Origin of the sequence: Bacillus sp. DB-2 (genome assembly GCF_003315125.1) — a bacterium.
Taxonomy (GTDB): domain Bacteria; phylum Bacillota; class Bacilli; order Bacillales; family Bacillaceae_G; genus Bacillus_A; species Bacillus_A mycoides.
In genome coordinates this window covers 70,688-86,280 of sequence record NZ_QNRN01000020.1, presented here as the reverse complement: position 1 = coordinate 86,280, position 15,593 = coordinate 70,688, and the positions used below count along the sequence as shown (strand labels likewise).

Annotated in this window: 17 protein-coding genes and 1 pseudogene; 16 read left to right on the top strand and 2 right to left on the bottom strand. The window is 37.6% G+C overall.

Features of this window, described 5'->3' with window-relative positions; translation table 11 throughout:
* The 6 genes and pseudogenes from DET63_RS27180 to DET63_RS27160 all read left to right on the top strand — a co-directional run.
* Positions 1–326, top strand: a 326-nt coding sequence (locus DET63_RS27180) for an RNA-guided endonuclease InsQ/TnpB family protein (protein ID WP_142675692.1), incomplete at its 5' end; no start/stop codon positions are given.
* A gap of 158 nt (positions 327–484) precedes the next feature.
* A pseudogene (locus DET63_RS31105) lies at positions 485–1,537 on the top strand (cache domain-containing protein); the annotation flags it as partial.
* A complete protein-coding gene (locus tag DET63_RS31100; protein ID WP_395923366.1) occupies positions 1,532–2,485 on the top strand; it encodes a methyl-accepting chemotaxis protein in 954 nt (317 codons plus the stop codon). The pseudogene DET63_RS31105 and the gene DET63_RS31100, both read left to right, overlap by 6 nt.
* Before the next feature lie 77 nt (positions 2,486–2,562).
* Entirely contained in the window at positions 2,563–2,865 is a 303-nt protein-coding gene (locus DET63_RS27170) for an MTH1187 family thiamine-binding protein (RefSeq protein WP_001018862.1), read from the top strand.
* Between the two features lie 47 nt (positions 2,866–2,912).
* The gene (locus DET63_RS27165) at positions 2,913–3,158 is read left to right on the top strand and encodes a YusU family protein (protein WP_001290599.1); all 246 of its coding nucleotides are present in this window, start codon (positions 2,913–2,915) and stop codon (positions 3,156–3,158) included.
* A 310-nt stretch (positions 3,159–3,468) separates the two neighbouring features.
* Positions 3,469–4,386, top strand: a complete 918-nt coding sequence (locus tag DET63_RS27160; protein ID WP_113938397.1) for a proline dehydrogenase family protein — start codon at positions 3,469–3,471, stop codon at positions 4,384–4,386.
* 22 nt (positions 4,387–4,408) lie between these two features.
* Here DET63_RS27160 and DET63_RS27155 read toward each other — a convergent pair whose 3' ends face one another.
* Positions 4,409–5,248, bottom strand: a complete 840-nt coding sequence (locus DET63_RS27155) for a D-alanyl-D-alanine carboxypeptidase family protein (protein ID WP_113938396.1) — start codon at positions 5,246–5,248, stop codon at positions 4,409–4,411.
* Between the two features lie 97 nt (positions 5,249–5,345).
* Positions 5,346–5,492, bottom strand: a complete 147-nt coding sequence (locus DET63_RS27150; protein WP_085312722.1) for a YuzL family protein — start codon at positions 5,490–5,492, stop codon at positions 5,346–5,348.
* 237 nt (positions 5,493–5,729) lie between these two features.
* Between DET63_RS27150 and DET63_RS27145 the strand changes: the two genes are divergently transcribed.
* The 10 genes from DET63_RS27145 (at position 5,730) to DET63_RS27105 (ending at position 15,478) form a co-directional block, all read left to right on the top strand.
* A complete protein-coding gene (locus tag DET63_RS27145) occupies positions 5,730–8,111 on the top strand; it encodes a 3-hydroxyacyl-CoA dehydrogenase/enoyl-CoA hydratase family protein (protein ID WP_002015954.1) in 2,382 nt (793 codons plus the stop codon).
* A gap of 21 nt (positions 8,112–8,132) precedes the next feature.
* Positions 8,133–9,305, top strand: coding sequence for an acetyl-CoA C-acetyltransferase (locus tag DET63_RS27140; protein WP_001206332.1), 1,173 nt, complete (start codon positions 8,133–8,135; stop codon positions 9,303–9,305).
* A gap of 289 nt (positions 9,306–9,594) precedes the next feature.
* Positions 9,595–9,774 carry a hypothetical protein gene (locus DET63_RS30410; RefSeq protein ID WP_033708507.1) on the top strand — a complete coding sequence of 60 codons (180 nt, stop codon included), beginning with the start codon at positions 9,595–9,597 and terminating at the stop codon, positions 9,772–9,774.
* Between the two features lie 65 nt (positions 9,775–9,839).
* The gene (locus tag DET63_RS27135; RefSeq protein WP_088293166.1) at positions 9,840–11,624 is read left to right on the top strand and encodes an acyl-CoA dehydrogenase family protein; all 1,785 of its coding nucleotides are present in this window, start codon (positions 9,840–9,842) and stop codon (positions 11,622–11,624) included.
* Between the two features lie 138 nt (positions 11,625–11,762).
* Complete coding sequence (locus DET63_RS27130) at positions 11,763–12,485, top strand: MBL fold metallo-hydrolase (RefSeq protein WP_113938394.1); 723 nt, start codon at positions 11,763–11,765, stop codon at positions 12,483–12,485.
* 3 nt (positions 12,486–12,488) lie between these two features.
* A complete protein-coding gene (locus DET63_RS27125; RefSeq protein WP_113938393.1) occupies positions 12,489–13,046 on the top strand; it encodes a TetR/AcrR family transcriptional regulator in 558 nt (185 codons plus the stop codon).
* Positions 13,047–13,144: 98 nt separating this feature from the next.
* Complete coding sequence (locus DET63_RS27120) at positions 13,145–13,711, top strand: permease (protein WP_113938392.1); 567 nt, start codon at positions 13,145–13,147, stop codon at positions 13,709–13,711.
* Positions 13,712–14,173: 462 nt separating this feature from the next.
* Positions 14,174–14,887, top strand: coding sequence for a CPBP family intramembrane glutamic endopeptidase (locus DET63_RS27115; protein ID WP_113938391.1), 714 nt, complete (start codon positions 14,174–14,176; stop codon positions 14,885–14,887).
* Positions 14,888–15,030: 143 nt separating this feature from the next.
* Positions 15,031–15,216 carry a hypothetical protein gene (locus DET63_RS27110; protein ID WP_002089398.1) on the top strand — a complete coding sequence of 62 codons (186 nt, stop codon included), beginning with the start codon at positions 15,031–15,033 and terminating at the stop codon, positions 15,214–15,216.
* A 13-nt stretch (positions 15,217–15,229) separates the two neighbouring features.
* The gene (locus tag DET63_RS27105) at positions 15,230–15,478 is read left to right on the top strand and encodes a spore coat protein (protein ID WP_002034620.1); all 249 of its coding nucleotides are present in this window, start codon (positions 15,230–15,232) and stop codon (positions 15,476–15,478) included.
* Positions 15,479–15,593: the final 115 nt, after the last annotated feature.

Below are 15,593 nucleotides of genomic sequence, written 5' to 3'. Positions count from 1 at the left end.
CAATGAGGATTGTTGTGGAAGACTTACCTATCTCAAACCTGTTAAAAAACAAAAAACTATCGAAAGCATTTTCATTTCAAAAATTAAACTTCTTCCTTCAATGTTTATCATACAAGTGCGAGAAGTATGGCATTGAGTATGTAAAAGCTGATAAATGGTTCGCCTCAAGCAAGATTTGCTCATGTTGCGGAGTGAAATACGACCATTCAGTTCAACCAGAAGGACAGTGGAGTTTAAAAATACGTGAGTGGCGTTGTGCTTCATGCAATAGCCATCACGATAGGGATGTAAATGCTGCGATAAATTTATCAAGATGGGTAAAATAAATGCTTGATAATAGGAGGTAACGATACTGCCTCGTGTGGAGTGTTATACCCCTCGTCCCTTTGGGGTTGCGAGAACACGATGAAGCACTAACTTGTGTAAATTTGATTGAATTGTATAGATTTAGTTAAGTTTATCGTATCGGGATGCTTGAGGGAATATGTTGAGAAGTTTACGTTTAAAAATTGCAGTAGTATTTTCGGTACTTATTTCTATGATGTTTGTAATATTAGGTACAGCTGTGTATCAATTGCAAAAAGAGAAAGAAACGCACTCCTTAGACCAGTATTCTGAAAATACGATGGATCTTGTGACAGAGCAGTTAACTGCATTTATGCAGCGAATTGAAGAAGATATGGGTCATTATGGATCTCATGATGATATTCAAAACATGCTACAAGATGGGGTTACTCCAGAAGAGGAGAGTTTTATTTTAAAGGAATTTTCAAGGTTTAAAAAGAATCATCCTGATATTTTAGATGTCTACATTGGGACGAAAGATAAAAAAACGTTGAGTGCAAATCTTGCAGATGGTGGGACAGTTCCAGAAGGATATGATCCGACGAGTCGCCCTTGGTATAAAGCGTCAGAAGCAGCTACAGAATCGACTATTTGGGGAGAACCACAATATGAAATCGCGACGGGTAAGTTAAGTATTGGAGTTTCAAAAGCCATTGTCGGACAAGATGGTTCTGTGTTAGGTGTTGTAGCAATGGATGTATCGCTAGGAACGATTCAAAAGCTACTCCATAATATTCAATATAATAATGGCGGAGAAATGTTTGTTATAAATGATAAAAATATTGCCATTGTGTACCCGGAGAAAGTAGGAAAAGATGTTTCGAAAGAACCACTTGTTAAAAGTTTAAATAAAGATGAAACGAAATTTGCGGCGGCGACATTAGGTGGAAAAGATGTAGTAGCCTATAGTCAATTGTTTGATAAGATGAAATGGAAAATTGGGATTGTATATCCGAAAGAGTCAATTGATAACTTACTCGTAGAAACAAGAAATACAGTTATTATAATGGCATGTATAAGTTTATTAATTGGAATATTAGCTTCATATTTATTCTCAAGAAGATTAGCAAGACCATTACAACTATTAACAAATCACGTTCAAAAAGTAGCGGAAGGTGATTTAACGTTGCAAATGAAGGTGACAAGTAAAGATGAGGTTGGTACGCTTACGATTCACTTTAATCATATGGTTGAGCAAATGAATGAAATGGTAAGTAAAATTAAAAATAGTGTATCGACAGTACAGAAATCGACTCACAATCTGCATTATTTAACGAATGAAACTGTAGCAGCTAGTAGAGAAGTTTCAGGTGCAATGGATGATGTGAGCGGAGGCGCGTCTACTCTTGCTAATAGTGTAGATGAAGTTTCAGCACAACTTGAAAATATGGCACAGTCGATGGAACAGATGAATAGTTCCGTTGGTGAAATAAAGGGAGTGACCGGCAAAGCAGAGGAAGCATCTAAACAGGGGCTCAATACGATGCGGAATTTAGTTCGTACGAGAGGACAATCATCTTCTATCATTGTTCATACAGAGGAAGCGTCTGGTAAGTTAGAGCAAAGAGTTGGATCGATTCAAAATGTTGTAGAGCTTATAAAAGGTATTTCGGATCAAACAAATTTACTTGCTTTAAATGCTTCGATTGAAGCAGCACGTGCAGGTGAACAAGGTAAGGGATTTGCGGTTGTTGCTGAAGAGGTTCGAAATTTAGCTGAACAATCAAAAGAGGCAACCGGAGAGATTGCAACGATGATTGGTGATGTACAATTAGAAGTAAAGCGAGTTGTAGAAGTTGTAAGTAAGTTGAAAGATATTGCTGATATACAAAATAAAGTTACGACAGAGGCGGAGACAGAATTCCGCACAATCATGTCAGTCGTAAGTACAATTAGTGCTTCAGTAGAGAAGATTGTAGCAGAAGTGCAGAATATAGGTCACGAGCAAGAAGAAATTACAGATGTTATGCAAACAATCGCTGGTACGAGTCAAGAAAGTGCAGCTGTTTCTGAAGAGGTAAATGCAGCGACTGAGTCACAGGTTAATCATCTAGAGAAAGTTGCTCACACGATGGGAAGTTTGACAGAGAATATGAGAGACTTAGAAAGATTGATTGAGCAGTTTAAAGTAGAAGAGTAATGTATTAGTAAAATGATGAGGATTTCGGTAAAATAGACAATGGATATATATAAAGTAGTTATAGGAGGAAGATTATTATGGCAATTGTTGATGTATCGATTATTCCAGTAGGAACAGGTAATCCAAGTGTTAGTGAATATGTAGCAGAAGTACAAAAGGTACTAGAGAAAAATGCTGATCGTGTGAAGTATCAATTAACACCGATGAATACAGTAATTGAAGGCGATCTTCCTGTCATTTTAGAAGTAATTCAACAAATGCATGAAGTTCCATATACGAAAGGTGCACAGCGTGTTGCAACAACAATTCGTATCGATGATCGTCGTGATAAAGTAAGCACGATGGAGAAGAAATTAAACTCTGTTCGATCAAAATTATAAGAAAAAGCAGCGATCTTCGCTGCTTTTTTCATATAGGAGGAAATAAGATGAGTGAAAAGTTTAACGAGCAATTTGACGGTTTGCTAGAGAAATACACGGAATTATTACTTGGAGAGAGCAACGAAGAGCGAAAAGAGCAGGTACAGAAATGGGCACTTTATTCTTATATGGCTAAGACGATGCCAGCTTTAGTGAAACATTGGAATGAGACGTATCCAGATGCAAAAGAAGAGATGGTACAGTTAATTACGAATATTAAAAAGCTGAATGATGAGAAGCGAAATGAGAAGTAAGAAGGTTTGAGATAATGTTACCTCAAGTTTTTGTTATTAATATCCTTATATAATTTACATGAAATATAAATGGTTTTGTGAGCATGTCGAATATTTTCGGCATGCTCATTTTTTCCCTAGTAAACCCGTTTTTTCTGAATGTCGAAAAATATTTTCTTCATATTTATAAACGAGGATATAGGGTTTTAAATGTTTTGATAGTATTTTATAAATTATCTAAATAATTATTTGTATCAAATAATTTTAAACAATGATATAATTTCGAAGAGGGGTAAAAAACAGATAAATCATAGTCATAGGGGTGAATTACATGGAACAATTAATGCGAAATTCGTTTCTTTTCTTATCTAAAAATAAAGCGCTAACAAAACTGGCTAAAAAGTACGGTTTACGCTTTGGTGCAGGTCGCTTCGTCGCAGGGGAAACGATTGAATTGGCGACAGCTGCAATTAAAGCATTAAATAAGCAAGGTCTTTGTGTAACAATCGATTATTTAGGTGAATTCGTTGATAATGAAGCGGAAGCAAATGAAATGGCCAGCGAATCGATTGAAGCGATTCGTGCAATTGGAAGAGAAGGTCTTAATTCACAGCTTTCTTTAAAGATGACTTCTATGGGATTAGATATCTCTGACGAAATCGTAATGAACAATATGCGCCGTATTTTAGAAGCTGCAAAAGAAAATGGTGTGTTTATTACAATTGATATGGAAGACTATACGCGCTGCGGAAAAACAATTGATATCTTTAAACAATTGAAATCTGAATACGATAATATTGGTACTGTTATTCAAGCTTACTTATATCGTACAGAAAAAGATATTGAAGATTTAAACGCTTATAATCCTAATTTACGTCTTGTAAAAGGGGCCTATAAAGAATCTGAAGAAGTAGCGTTCCCGGAAAAGAAAGATGTAGATGACAATTATAAAAAAATTATTAAAATGCACTTATTAAATGGAAATTACACTGCAATTGCTTCACATGACGAAGCGATTATTGAATATACGAAAAAATTTGCGGAAGAACACAACATTCCAAGGGATCAATTTGAATTCCAAATGTTATTTGGTATTCGTACAGAGCGTCAACTTGAGCTAGTAAAAGAAGGTTACAAAATGCGCGTTTACGTGCCTTATGGAAACGACTGGTATGGCTATTTCATGCGCCGTCTAGCAGAACGTCCAGCAAACGTTGCGTTCGTATTAAAAGGTATGATCAAAAAATAACCAAGGAGAAAATACTCCTTGGTTATTTTAATTGCTGAAATGCGTAGTGCGCCATTTTCTTCGTATCAGGATATAGCTGCGTACGAGTAGAAGATAACACGACGTTAATGACGCGTTTACCGTCTTTTTCATCAACTGTTACGACTGTGTATTTTCCGAGTGCTGATAAACCGCTTTTACTTCCAATCGCATATGGATCGTCATATAGTTCTTCTCGTCCATAGTTTGCGATTTTTGGAGAGCGTTCGGAAGTATGTAGAGTTGTACGTGTTGAATTCATATATTCTAAAACAACCGGGTACTTTAATGCTTCTTTCGTAATAATAGCAATATCATAAGGTGATACTTTATTTCCAAGTGCATCAGCACCACTTGCGTTTTTGAAAGTCGCATGCTTTGTACCGAGTTCCTTCGCTCTAACATTCATCATTTTCACAAACTTTTCTTTTGATCCCGCAATATGTTCAGCGATTGACTCAGCGATTGGGTCTGCACTAATAATAAGCATAAGTTTTAATGCCTCGTCACGTTTTAACTTTTCACCCGCGCTAAGCTTAATCTTTGCACTTTGACTTTCTGTTTTAATCGCATTCTCTGTAACCGTAATTTCTTCATCTTCTTTTACATTCTCTAGTAAGAGTAAGGTAGTCATCATTTTCCCTATACTAGCGGGATAAGAGCGTTCATCTTCCCGTTTTCCATACAAGATTTCACCTGTGTCTGCATCGATTGTAATCCCGTATTGCCCAGTAATGTTAGGCTGATCTACTTTTACAGCTTGTTGTCTGTGAGCGTAAGAAAAGAAAATCATCCCTGTAAATAGTGTGGCGATCATTACAATCATAATTATTGTTCGTTTCATCGTCGTTCCCTCTTTTGTTTTCCATATGTACAAATAAATTGGGCAGAAAAAGCAGCCATTAATCATTATGCCACGTTCTCTGCCCAAAAATATAGCGTTATTTTTCGCCCATATTATGCTTCTTAAATTGTTGGTTATTACTTTGACGCCCTTTTTCAACACCGTGATTATGCGGACCTGCATTTCCAGTTACACTTGCTGCGCTAATTCCAGCTTTTGAAGGGTTCTTCTTAAGTTTTGCCATATATATTCCTCCAGTTTCGTCAGATTATAAAAAGGAAAAGTGCATTTTAATGAAGAAAATACACATGTATAGCATAGCCAAATGAAAGAAATATATTTATTTCAGAAAATTTTATCAATAAATATATTGCGAAAATTCAAACTGTATCATATATTTATTAGTAGAGGCTCACTCATTGATTGCGACTTATGTCGAAAAATTGAATGAGCATTCATTCAAGAATAGGGGGAGAAATGGATGTTCCAAATTAAAAAGGCTGCTGTTCTAGGTTCAGGCGTAATGGGTTCAGGGATTGCGGCACACTTAGCTAATATTGGTATTCCGACATTATTGCTTGATATTGTACCACCTGCGCTTACGAAAGAAGAAGAGGCGAAGGGACTTACATTAGAACATAAAAGTGTGAGAAATCGTTTTAGTAATACGGCTGTGCAAAAACTATTAAAGCAAAAACCAGCTCCTCTGACAGTGAAAGGAAATTTAGCACTGATTGAAGCAGGTAACTTAGAAGATGATCTTGAGCGTCTAGCTGATGTAGATTGGATTATTGAAGTAGTAGTTGAAAACTTAGATATAAAGAAGAAACTATTTGAAAAAGTAGATGCTGTTCGTAAACCAGGCTCAATTGTGAGCTCAAATACATCAGGCATTTCCGTTGAAAAAATGGCAGAGGGTCGTTCAGACGACTTCCAGAAACACTTCTTAGGAACACACTTTTTTAACCCACCACGATATTTAAAACTTCTAGAGGTAATACCGACGAAAGAAACTGATCCACAAGTATTAAGCTTCATGAAACTATTTGGCGAAGACGTTCTTGGAAAAGGCGTTGTTATCGCAAAAGACACACCAAACTTTATTGGAAACCGCATCGGTACGTATGGATTGCTTGTAACGCTTCAAGAAATGATTAAGCGTGGCTATAGCATTGGAGAAGTTGACTCTGTAACAGGTCCATTAATTGGTCGTCCGAAGAGCGCAACGTTCCGTACATTAGATGTTGTTGGTTTAGATACATTCGTACACGTTGCAAATAACGTATATGAAAATGTACAAGAAGAAGAGCGCGACGTATTTAAAGTACCTGCTTTTATGCATGACATGCTTGATAAAAAATGGCTTGGAAGCAAAACAGGTCAAGGCTTCTTCTTAAAACAAGGAAAAGAAATTTTAGAATTAAACCCTGAAACGATGGAATATGGAGCGCGTAAAAAATTAAAAGCTGCGTCCGTAGAGTTAAGTAAGCAAGAAAAAGGATTAGCGAATAAATTGAAAGCGCTTGTATACGCGAAAGATCGCGCAGGAGAGTTGTTATGGAACATTATCACACCAACTCTTTTATACTCTGCAAAGCTTCATAAAGAAATTGCTGACGATATTGTTGCAATTGACCAAGCGATGAAATGGGGCTTTGGATGGGAGCAAGGACCATTCGAAATTTGGGATGCAATCGGCGTTGAAAAGTCTGTTCAAAAGATGGAAGAAAACGGCGCAGTTGTTCCTACTTGGGTGAAAGAAATGGTAGAGAAAGGTTTCACTACTTTCTATAAACATGATAACGGCGATAGCTACTATTACGACAATGGTGAATATAAGCTAATCGAACGTAACAAAAAAGCAATTTCTCTTAAGCAGTTAAAAGAGAAAAACGGTGTGTTAAAGAAAAATAGCGGAGCGAGCTTAATTGATTTAGGCGATGGTATCCTTTGCTTAGAATTCCATTCGAAGAGCAATGCAATCGGTATGGATATTACGCAAATGATTAACTACGCTGTTGATGAAGTAGAGAAAAATTATAAAGGTCTCGTTATCGGAAACCAATCGAAGAACTTCTGCGTTGGTGCGAACCTTGCAATGATCTTAATGGAAGCACAAGACGACAACTACTTTGAAATTGAGTGGGTTGTGAAAAACTTCCAAGATGCAATGACGAAAATTAAGTACTCTTCTAAGCCAGTTGTAGCGGCGCCATATGGTATGACGCTTGGCGGCGGTACAGAAGTTTGCTTACCAGCTGCGAGCATTCAAGCTTCTAGCGAAACGTATATGGGCTTAGTAGAAGTAGGTGTTGGCTTAATCCCTGGCGGAGGCGGTAACAAAGAGTTATACATTAAACACTTAAACAAAATGGCAAACGGTGTAGAATTCGACTTACAAAAAGTTGCGAATAAAGTATTCGAATCTGTAGCGATGGCGAAAGTTTCTACATCAGCACAAGAAGCTGTATCGAACAACTTCTTAGGCGATAAAGACGGTATTAGTGTGAATGGTGATCACTTACTATATGATGCGAAACAAAAAGCACTTTCTTTATATGAAGCAGGTTATAAAGCACCTATCCGCAAAAAGATACCAGTTGTTGGTGAGACAGGATATGCAGCGCTTGTACTTGGTGCAGAGGCAATGCATTTATCAGGTTACATTTCTGAACATGATCTGCACATTGCGAAGAAACTGGCATATGTCATTGCGGGCGGAAAAGTACCGTACGGAACAGAAGTTGATGAGCAGTATTTATTAGATGTAGAGCGTGAAGCATTTATTAGCTTAGTAAGTGAGATGAAATCACAAGCAAGAATGCAGCACATGCTTGTAAAAGGAAAACCATTACGTAACTAATAACGAGGGGAGATATCGTTCATGAGAGAAGCTGTCATTGTTGCGGGAGCAAGAACACCAATTGGAAAAGCAAAGAGGGGTTCATTAAAAACAGTTCGTCCTGACGATCTAGGGGCGTTAGTAGTAAAAGAAACGTTAAAGCGTGCGAATTATGAAGGACCAATCGATGATTTAATTTTCGGTTGTGCGATGCCAGAAGCAGAGCAAGGTTTAAATATGGCTCGTAATATCGGCGGATTAGCAGGACTTTCTTACGATGTTCCAGCTATTACAATTAACCGTTACTGTTCTTCAGGTTTACAAAGTATCGCTTACGGAGCAGAGCGCATTATGCTTGGTCACTCTGAAGCTGTATTATCAGGCGGAGCGGAATCAATGAGTTTAGTTCCAATGATGGGGCACGTTGTTCGTCCGAACAGTCGCCTTGTAGAAGCTGCTCCAGAATATTATATGGGTATGGGACATACAGCAGAGCAAGTTGCTGTGAAATATGGAATTTCTCGTGAAGAACAAGATGCATTTGCAGTAAGAAGTCATCAACGTGCTGCGAAAGCATTAGCTGCAGGGAACTTTGCTGATGAAACAGTATCTGTAGATGTGACGTTACGCTCGGTTGGATCAAACAACAAACTGCAAGAAGAAACAATCATTTTCGCACAAGACGAAGGTGTAAGAGCAGAGACAACGCTAGACATTTTAGGTAAATTACGTCCAGCATTTAACGTTCGCGGTTCTGTAACGGCTGGTAACTCTTCACAAATGAGTGACGGTGCAGCATCTGTACTATTAATGGATCGTGAAAAAGCAGTGAGCGATGGCATGAAGCCACTTGCAAAATTCCGTTCATTCGCAGTAGCTGGAGTACCACCAGAAGTAATGGGAATCGGCCCAATCGCTGCAATTCCGAAAGCATTAAAACTAGCTGGTTTAGAGCTATCTGATATCGGTCTATTTGAACTAAATGAAGCATTCGCTTCTCAATCTATCCAAGTTATTCGTGAACTTGGTTTAGATGAAGAAAAAGTAAACGTAAACGGCGGTGCAATCGCACTTGGACATCCACTTGGCTGTACAGGAGCAAAACTAACACTATCTCTTATTCACGAAATGAAACGCCGCAACCAACAATTCGGTATCGTAACAATGTGTATCGGCGGCGGAATGGGAGCAGCGGGAGTGTTTGAATTACTATAAAAAAAGTGGAAGCGGCTCGCTCAGAATGTGAGGGGGATGGAGCTTCAGACGTAGAGGCGCTCTTTGCCTCGCAGGAAGAAGCGAAGCCACCGAACATTCTAGCCGCTGGAACTGGATTATAAAAAAAGTGCAGGTGGCTCGTTCAGAACAGGAGGGCGTTGGAAGCCCTGACGAAGAGGCGTTTTTTGCCTCACAGGAAGGGGTGAAACGACCGACTGTTTTAGCCACCGGAACTAGATTGAAAAAGTATAAGCGGCTCGTTCTAAACGAGAGGGCGCTAAAGCAAAGAATGGAAGCAACAAAGGTTTATCCCGCATTAACGGGCAGTAAAACTCCCACTTCGAAATTCGGCTGGAGCAAAGAAGTAGGCGGGAGATCAACTGCCCGTAAACGCCCGATTGGTTCAACTAATAATCAGTGGGAAGGAACAAAACCCCCACTGATTAAAGTTTCACTTTATAAAAAATAAAAGTGAGAGTCAGCTTTCCAAAAATGAGAGAAGCGGCTTATGAAAATATAAAGGAGGAAATTTTCATGGAAAAAACAGTAGGAAATGCGGTTAAAGGCGGTAGCTTTTTAGTAGAGGAAATTACGATTGATCAAGTGTTTACGCCAGAAGATTTTTCATCTGAGCATAAAATGATTGCAAAAACGACAGAGGACTTTATCGTAAATGAAGTTCTTCCGGAGCTTGAATATTTAGAGCAACACGAATTTGATCGTTCTGTGCGTCTTTTAAAAGAAGCGGGTGAACTTGGTTTACTAGGCGCTGACGTACCAGAAGAGTACGGCGGAATTGGTCTTGATAAAGTAAGCTCAGCGTTAATCGCAGAGAAATTCTCGCGCGCTGGTGGTTTTGCAATCACTCACGGTGCTCACGTTGGTATCGGATCTTTACCAATCGTATTATTCGGTAACGAAGAGCAAAAGAAAAAGTATTTACCATTACTTGCAACTGGTGAAAAATTAGCGGCATACGCATTAACAGAGCCAGGTTCAGGATCTGACGCATTAGGTGCAAAAACAACGGCACGTTTAAATGCAGAAGGTACGCATTACGTATTAAATGGTGAAAAACAATGGATTACAAACTCTGCATTTGCTGACGTATTTATCGTATACGCAAAAATAGACGGTGAGCACTTCTCAGCATTTATCGTAGAGAAAGAATATGCTGGTGTATCTACAAGCCCAGAAGAAAAGAAAATGGGTATTAAATGTTCTTCAACTCGTACGTTAATTTTAGAAGATGCATTAGTACCGAAAGAAAACTTACTTGGTGAAATCGGTAAAGGCCATATTATCGCGTTCAACATTTTAAATATCGGCCGTTATAAATTAGGTGTTGGTACAGTTGGATCTGCGAAACGTGCAGTAGAAATTTCAGCACAATATGCAAATCAACGTCAACAATTCAAACAACCAATCGCTCGCTTCCCATTAATTCAAGAGAAACTTGCGAATATGGCAGCGAAAACATATGCAGCTGAAAGCTCTGTATATCGTACAGTAGGTTTATTCGAAAGCCGCATGAGCACATTATCTGAAGAAGAAGTAAAAGACGGTAAAGCAGTAGCAGCTTCTATCGCTGAATATGCAATCGAGTGTTCTTTAAATAAAGTATTCGGTTCTGAAGTACTAGATTATACAGTAGATGAAGGTGTTCAAATTCACGGTGGTTACGGATTTATGGCAGAGTACGAGATTGAAAGAATGTACCGCGATTCTCGTATTAACCGTATTTTCGAAGGAACGAACGAAATTAACCGCCTAATCGTACCAGGTACGTTCTTACGTAAAGCGATGAAAGGTGAATTACCACTTCTTCAAAAAGCACAAAAATTACAAGAAGAGTTAATGATGATGATGCCAGAAGAAGTAGGCGATGAGCCATTAGCACTTCAAAAATATTTAGTAACTAACGCGAAGAAAATCGGTTTAATGGTAGCTGGATTAGCTGCTCAAAAATACGGTAAAGCATTAGATAAAGAGCAAGAAATTCTTGTGAATATCGCTGACATCGTAAGCAACCTTTACGCAATGGAATCAGCTCTTCTTCGTACAGAAAAAGCAATTAAAACAACTGGTCTTGAAAAGAATAAACAAAAAGTGTTATACACTGAAGTATTCTGCCAAGAAGCATTCAACGAAATCGAAGCAGATGCGAAAGAAACACTTATCGCAGTTGAAAACGGCGACATGCTGCGCATGATGTTATCATCATTACGCAAATTAACTCGCCACACACCACTTAACGTAATTCCGAAGAAACGTGAAATCGCTGCAAAAATTTTAGAAGATGAGCGTTATACAGTTTAATACCTGTAAAGAACAGTAGTCGTTTATACGACTACTGTTCTTTTTTTTGAAAAAATGAAATTTTTAGTGACATAAAACTAATGCCATTAGTATAATAAAACTAATAGCATTAGTTTTTTCGGAAAGGGAGCTGGAAATATGAGAGTGATACATGAAAAAACGGTATATCAATTGTCATTTTTACCAAGAATGTTTCCTGTGAATTGTTACTTTGTGGAGGAAGAAGATAGTTTAACTTTAATTGATGCGGCTTTGCCATATAGCGCAAAAGGTATTTTACAGGCGGCTGAGAACATAGGGAAACCCATTACTAAGATTGTATTAACACATGCGCATGATGATCATATCGGTGCACTAGACGCATTAAAGGAAGTACTTCCTAATGTTCCAGTCTATATTTCTAAGCGGGACGCAAAGCTGTTAGAAGGAGATACGACGTTACAAGAGGATGAACCGAATATACCGATAAAAGGCGGTGTACCTAAAAAGGTAAAAACGGTACCTGATGTTTTATTGGAAGATGGCGACCGAGTTGGATCGCTTCTTGCGATTATGACACCGGGACATACGCCAGGATCCATGTCGTTTCTTGATGTACGAAATAAAGCTCTTATTGTCGGGGATGCATTCCAAACAAGAGGAGGTATGGCTGTTTCGGGTCAAATGAAATTTTGGTTTCCGTTCCCTGCGATGGCAACGTGGAGCAAAGAAATATCATTACAAAGTGCAGAGAAGTTAAGCGAATATGAGCCTTCTTTGCTTGCGGCAGGACATGGGAAAATGATAAAGAATCCAGGCACTGTCATAAAACTTGCTATTAAGGAAGCTAAGCGGAATATAGAAGGTAGGAAAGAGGGATAATTTATGTCACCGAGAATCGGACTTACATTACAGAAAATTGTAGAAACAGCGGCCGAAATTGCAGATACAAATGGAATACAAGAAGTAACGTTAGCTTCATTAGCGCAAACATTAGGGGTACGTTCACCCTCGCTATACAATCATGTAAAAGGCTTACAAGATGTACGGAAAAATCTTGGTATGTACGGAATCAAACAGCTGTATAAAAGACTGGAAGAAGCGGCCGAGGGTAAATGTATGGATGAAGCAATTCATGCTTTAGGAAAAGAGTATGTAGCATTCGTACGCAAACATCCTGGACTGTATGAAGCAACTTTTTTAAGAGATGAAGAAGTAAGAAAAGCAGGTGACGGAATTGTAACGCTTTGTCTTCAGGTTTTACAACAGTATGGCTTAGAAGGAGAGAATGCACTTCATGCGACACGTGGATTCAGAAGTATTTGTCATGGATTTGCGTCGATTGAACAGCAAGGTGGATTTGGTTTGCCGCTAGATTTAGATACAAGTTTACATGTATTATTGGAAACGTTTATTAAAGGATTACATGTAATGAGAGATTGAATAGGAAGCAAAAAAACGTGAATTTGTTACTGATCATGCTTTTTGTATAGTAGGCTGCCGTTTGCTGGAGACAAGATTACAAAAGGATGTGAAGTGAAATGTTTGCAGGATATTTTGGCTTAGCGGCAGTAGTGAAAACAAAGTCACCTAAACTACCACTTTGGGCTCTCATGTTAAGCACACAATTATTGGATGTCATTTTTTTACCGCTTTATGTTTTAGGAGTAGAGACAATTGAGCCTATTAATAGTAATGGTTATGGTGAAGCAATCATTCACGCAGATTATTCACATTCTTTAATAGGGGCATTGTTTATTGCCTTTGTTGCAGGAATAGTAGGTATGAGATTTTGGGGCAAACGGAGTGGCTTTGTTGTTGGGGCTGTAGTTTCTAGTCATTGGATTCTTGATTTACTTGTGCACCGCGCTGATTTGCCGCTACTTCCAGGGAATTTCGGAGACTTACCTATGCTAGGTTTTGGGTTGTGGCGATTTCCGGCTATTAGTATCATATTGGAATGTATTCTTATTGCGGTGGGTGGCATATTATACTTCAGATTTACCGTTTCCAGTGCGGGCGAACAAAAGAAATTTATAGCAAGAGTAACCGGCGGATTGGTAGTTATATTATTAATTCTTTCGTTACGTATAAGTATGGCGTTTTGAGTATGAATAGCCAGAAACCTTAGAAGCGATTCTAAGGTTTTTTAGTGCATATGATTCCAAAAGAACCGTAGGCTTTTTCTCATTAAATGATATTATCTTGCAGGTTTGAAAAATGTGTATATGGCTAAGGAAAAGCAAACGAAAATAAATGCGATAGGGTCTTGATAGGGATTAGGTTCAGAGCCCTTCTGGATTTCTGTAAGGAAGTCATGTGTTTTCATGTTCATTTCTCCTTTAATTAATAAATTTTATATGATGCGAGGGTTATGGTGGATAGATAAGAAATTTTTGGAATTCCATCTAATAATTATTCTATAGTAATCTAGTTTCAAAAACTATATAATACAAAGTTTTCATGATATGTAAAATTGCATATTATTCTTTTTGAAAATTTTGTTACGATATCTATATATTTGTATTAAGTGTTTTTGTTAAGGTAATGAAAACAAATGGAGGAATAGTATGAAAAAAGCAGTATTAGACGCGTATAATGCAGAAAGAGAAGTAGATAACATAACATATAAAAATCTAGTTGTAACGATTGCAAGCATTCTAGGGTTCTCACTCTTAGGGGGATTATTCCTTGCTTTAGCCCTTGGAATTTTTGGAGAAGAGGTATTACGTGCTAATTTAGAGGGATATTATTTACTTCTATTTGATGCAGCTGTTGTTACTATTGTTTTATTTGCTTATAAACCAGTGCTTCGTTTTATTAAGAACATTTGGGATGTATCTGTTTTAAAAAATGGGAAAACCTACTTGTATTTATTAATAGGTTTTATCATCATTGCATTAACTCAGTATGTAATGTTAGAGTTGTTTAGCTTTGAAAGTGCAGAGCAGCAACGAGATCAATTAGGGAGCTTAGGACTTCAAAATAGTCTACAAAGTATTATATATGTGTTAAGTGTTGCTATAATTACACCAATTAAAGAAGAAATTTTATATAGAGGTATTTTGTATCGATTTTTTGAAAAGAAATATAGTTTTCTAGTTGGTACCATTATTTCTTCCTTCATCTTTGGGATTCTTCATGGTGGTTTTCCGATTACGGCAATGATTATGGGGATTGTATTTGCTATGTTATATAAGAAAACACAATCTATTGTACCTAGTATCATTTTACATATTGTATGGAACCTACTTGTGAGTATAAGTATGATTGTTTCTTTATAAAATTGAATGAATATTTAGCAGAAAAGATGAATGGCCTAGCTATTCATCTTTTATTTTGTTTATATGTGGGAAAAGTTAATGAATACAATCCAAAAAGAACCAAATACTAATGATGAATGAACAAAGAAAGGCGGGTATGTTAGATGCAAAACTTAACAGAGCTTGAAGTTGAAAACTTACGTCATTTAATTGGTGGACATGCGACGATTATTAACAAATTGGAACAGTATGCACAGGCTTGTACGGACCCACAGCTAAAGCAAATGCTTGAGAAGGATGCACAAGATGCACGAAATACGAAACAGCAGTTAATGACTTTTCTAGGATAGGAGGAAGAGAGAAATGAATGAAAAAGATATGGTAAATGATTATTTAGCAGGGTTAAATTCAAGTTTAACAAGTTATGCAAATTATATTTCTCAGTCTGATAATGAACAGTTACATCAAACGTTAATTCAAATTCGTAATCAAGATGAATCCCGTCAACGTAATATGTATGAATACGCAAAGCAAAAAAGTTATTACAAACCGGCAGCACCTGCTAATCCAATGATTGTACAGCAATTGAAAAGTCAATTAAGTGCGGAATAGTGTGATGAATGAAACGAGCGAATGGATTCGCTCGTTTTTTTGTTTGGTATATGTCAATAAATACATAAAAAATATTTTTCCGGTTGTAACAAATATGACGAAAATGTAATATAAC

What these genes read in the sequence shown, in the direction of transcription:
- DET63_RS27140 (WP_001206332.1), top strand. Translation starts at nt 8,133, where the DNA reads ATGAGAGAAGCTGTCATTGTTGCGGGAGCAAGAACACCAATTGGAAAA.
- DET63_RS27150 (WP_085312722.1), bottom strand. Translation starts at nt 5,492, where the DNA reads ATGGCAAAACTTAAGAAGAACCCTTCAAAAGCTGGAATTAGCGCAGCA.
- DET63_RS27130 (WP_113938394.1), top strand. Translation starts at nt 11,763, where the DNA reads ATGAGAGTGATACATGAAAAAACGGTATATCAATTGTCATTTTTACCA.
- DET63_RS27145 (WP_002015954.1), top strand. Translation starts at nt 5,730, where the DNA reads ATGTTCCAAATTAAAAAGGCTGCTGTTCTAGGTTCAGGCGTAATGGGT.
- DET63_RS31100 (WP_395923366.1), top strand. Translation starts at nt 1,532, where the DNA reads ATGGTTGAGCAAATGAATGAAATGGTAAGTAAAATTAAAAATAGTGTA.
- DET63_RS27135 (WP_088293166.1), top strand. Translation starts at nt 9,840, where the DNA reads ATGGAAAAAACAGTAGGAAATGCGGTTAAAGGCGGTAGCTTTTTAGTA.
- DET63_RS27125 (WP_113938393.1), top strand. Translation starts at nt 12,489, where the DNA reads ATGTCACCGAGAATCGGACTTACATTACAGAAAATTGTAGAAACAGCG.
- DET63_RS27165 (WP_001290599.1), top strand. Translation starts at nt 2,913, where the DNA reads ATGAGTGAAAAGTTTAACGAGCAATTTGACGGTTTGCTAGAGAAATAC.
- DET63_RS27160 (WP_113938397.1), top strand. Translation starts at nt 3,469, where the DNA reads ATGGAACAATTAATGCGAAATTCGTTTCTTTTCTTATCTAAAAATAAA.
- DET63_RS27105 (WP_002034620.1), top strand. Translation starts at nt 15,230, where the DNA reads ATGAATGAAAAAGATATGGTAAATGATTATTTAGCAGGGTTAAATTCA.
- DET63_RS27115 (WP_113938391.1), top strand. Translation starts at nt 14,174, where the DNA reads ATGAAAAAAGCAGTATTAGACGCGTATAATGCAGAAAGAGAAGTAGAT.
- DET63_RS27170 (WP_001018862.1), top strand. Translation starts at nt 2,563, where the DNA reads ATGGCAATTGTTGATGTATCGATTATTCCAGTAGGAACAGGTAATCCA.
- DET63_RS27155 (WP_113938396.1), bottom strand. Translation starts at nt 5,248, where the DNA reads ATGAAACGAACAATAATTATGATTGTAATGATCGCCACACTATTTACA.
- DET63_RS27110 (WP_002089398.1), top strand. Translation starts at nt 15,031, where the DNA reads ATGCAAAACTTAACAGAGCTTGAAGTTGAAAACTTACGTCATTTAATT.
- DET63_RS30410 (WP_033708507.1), top strand. Translation starts at nt 9,595, where the DNA reads ATGGAAGCAACAAAGGTTTATCCCGCATTAACGGGCAGTAAAACTCCC.
- DET63_RS27120 (WP_113938392.1), top strand. Translation starts at nt 13,145, where the DNA reads ATGTTTGCAGGATATTTTGGCTTAGCGGCAGTAGTGAAAACAAAGTCA.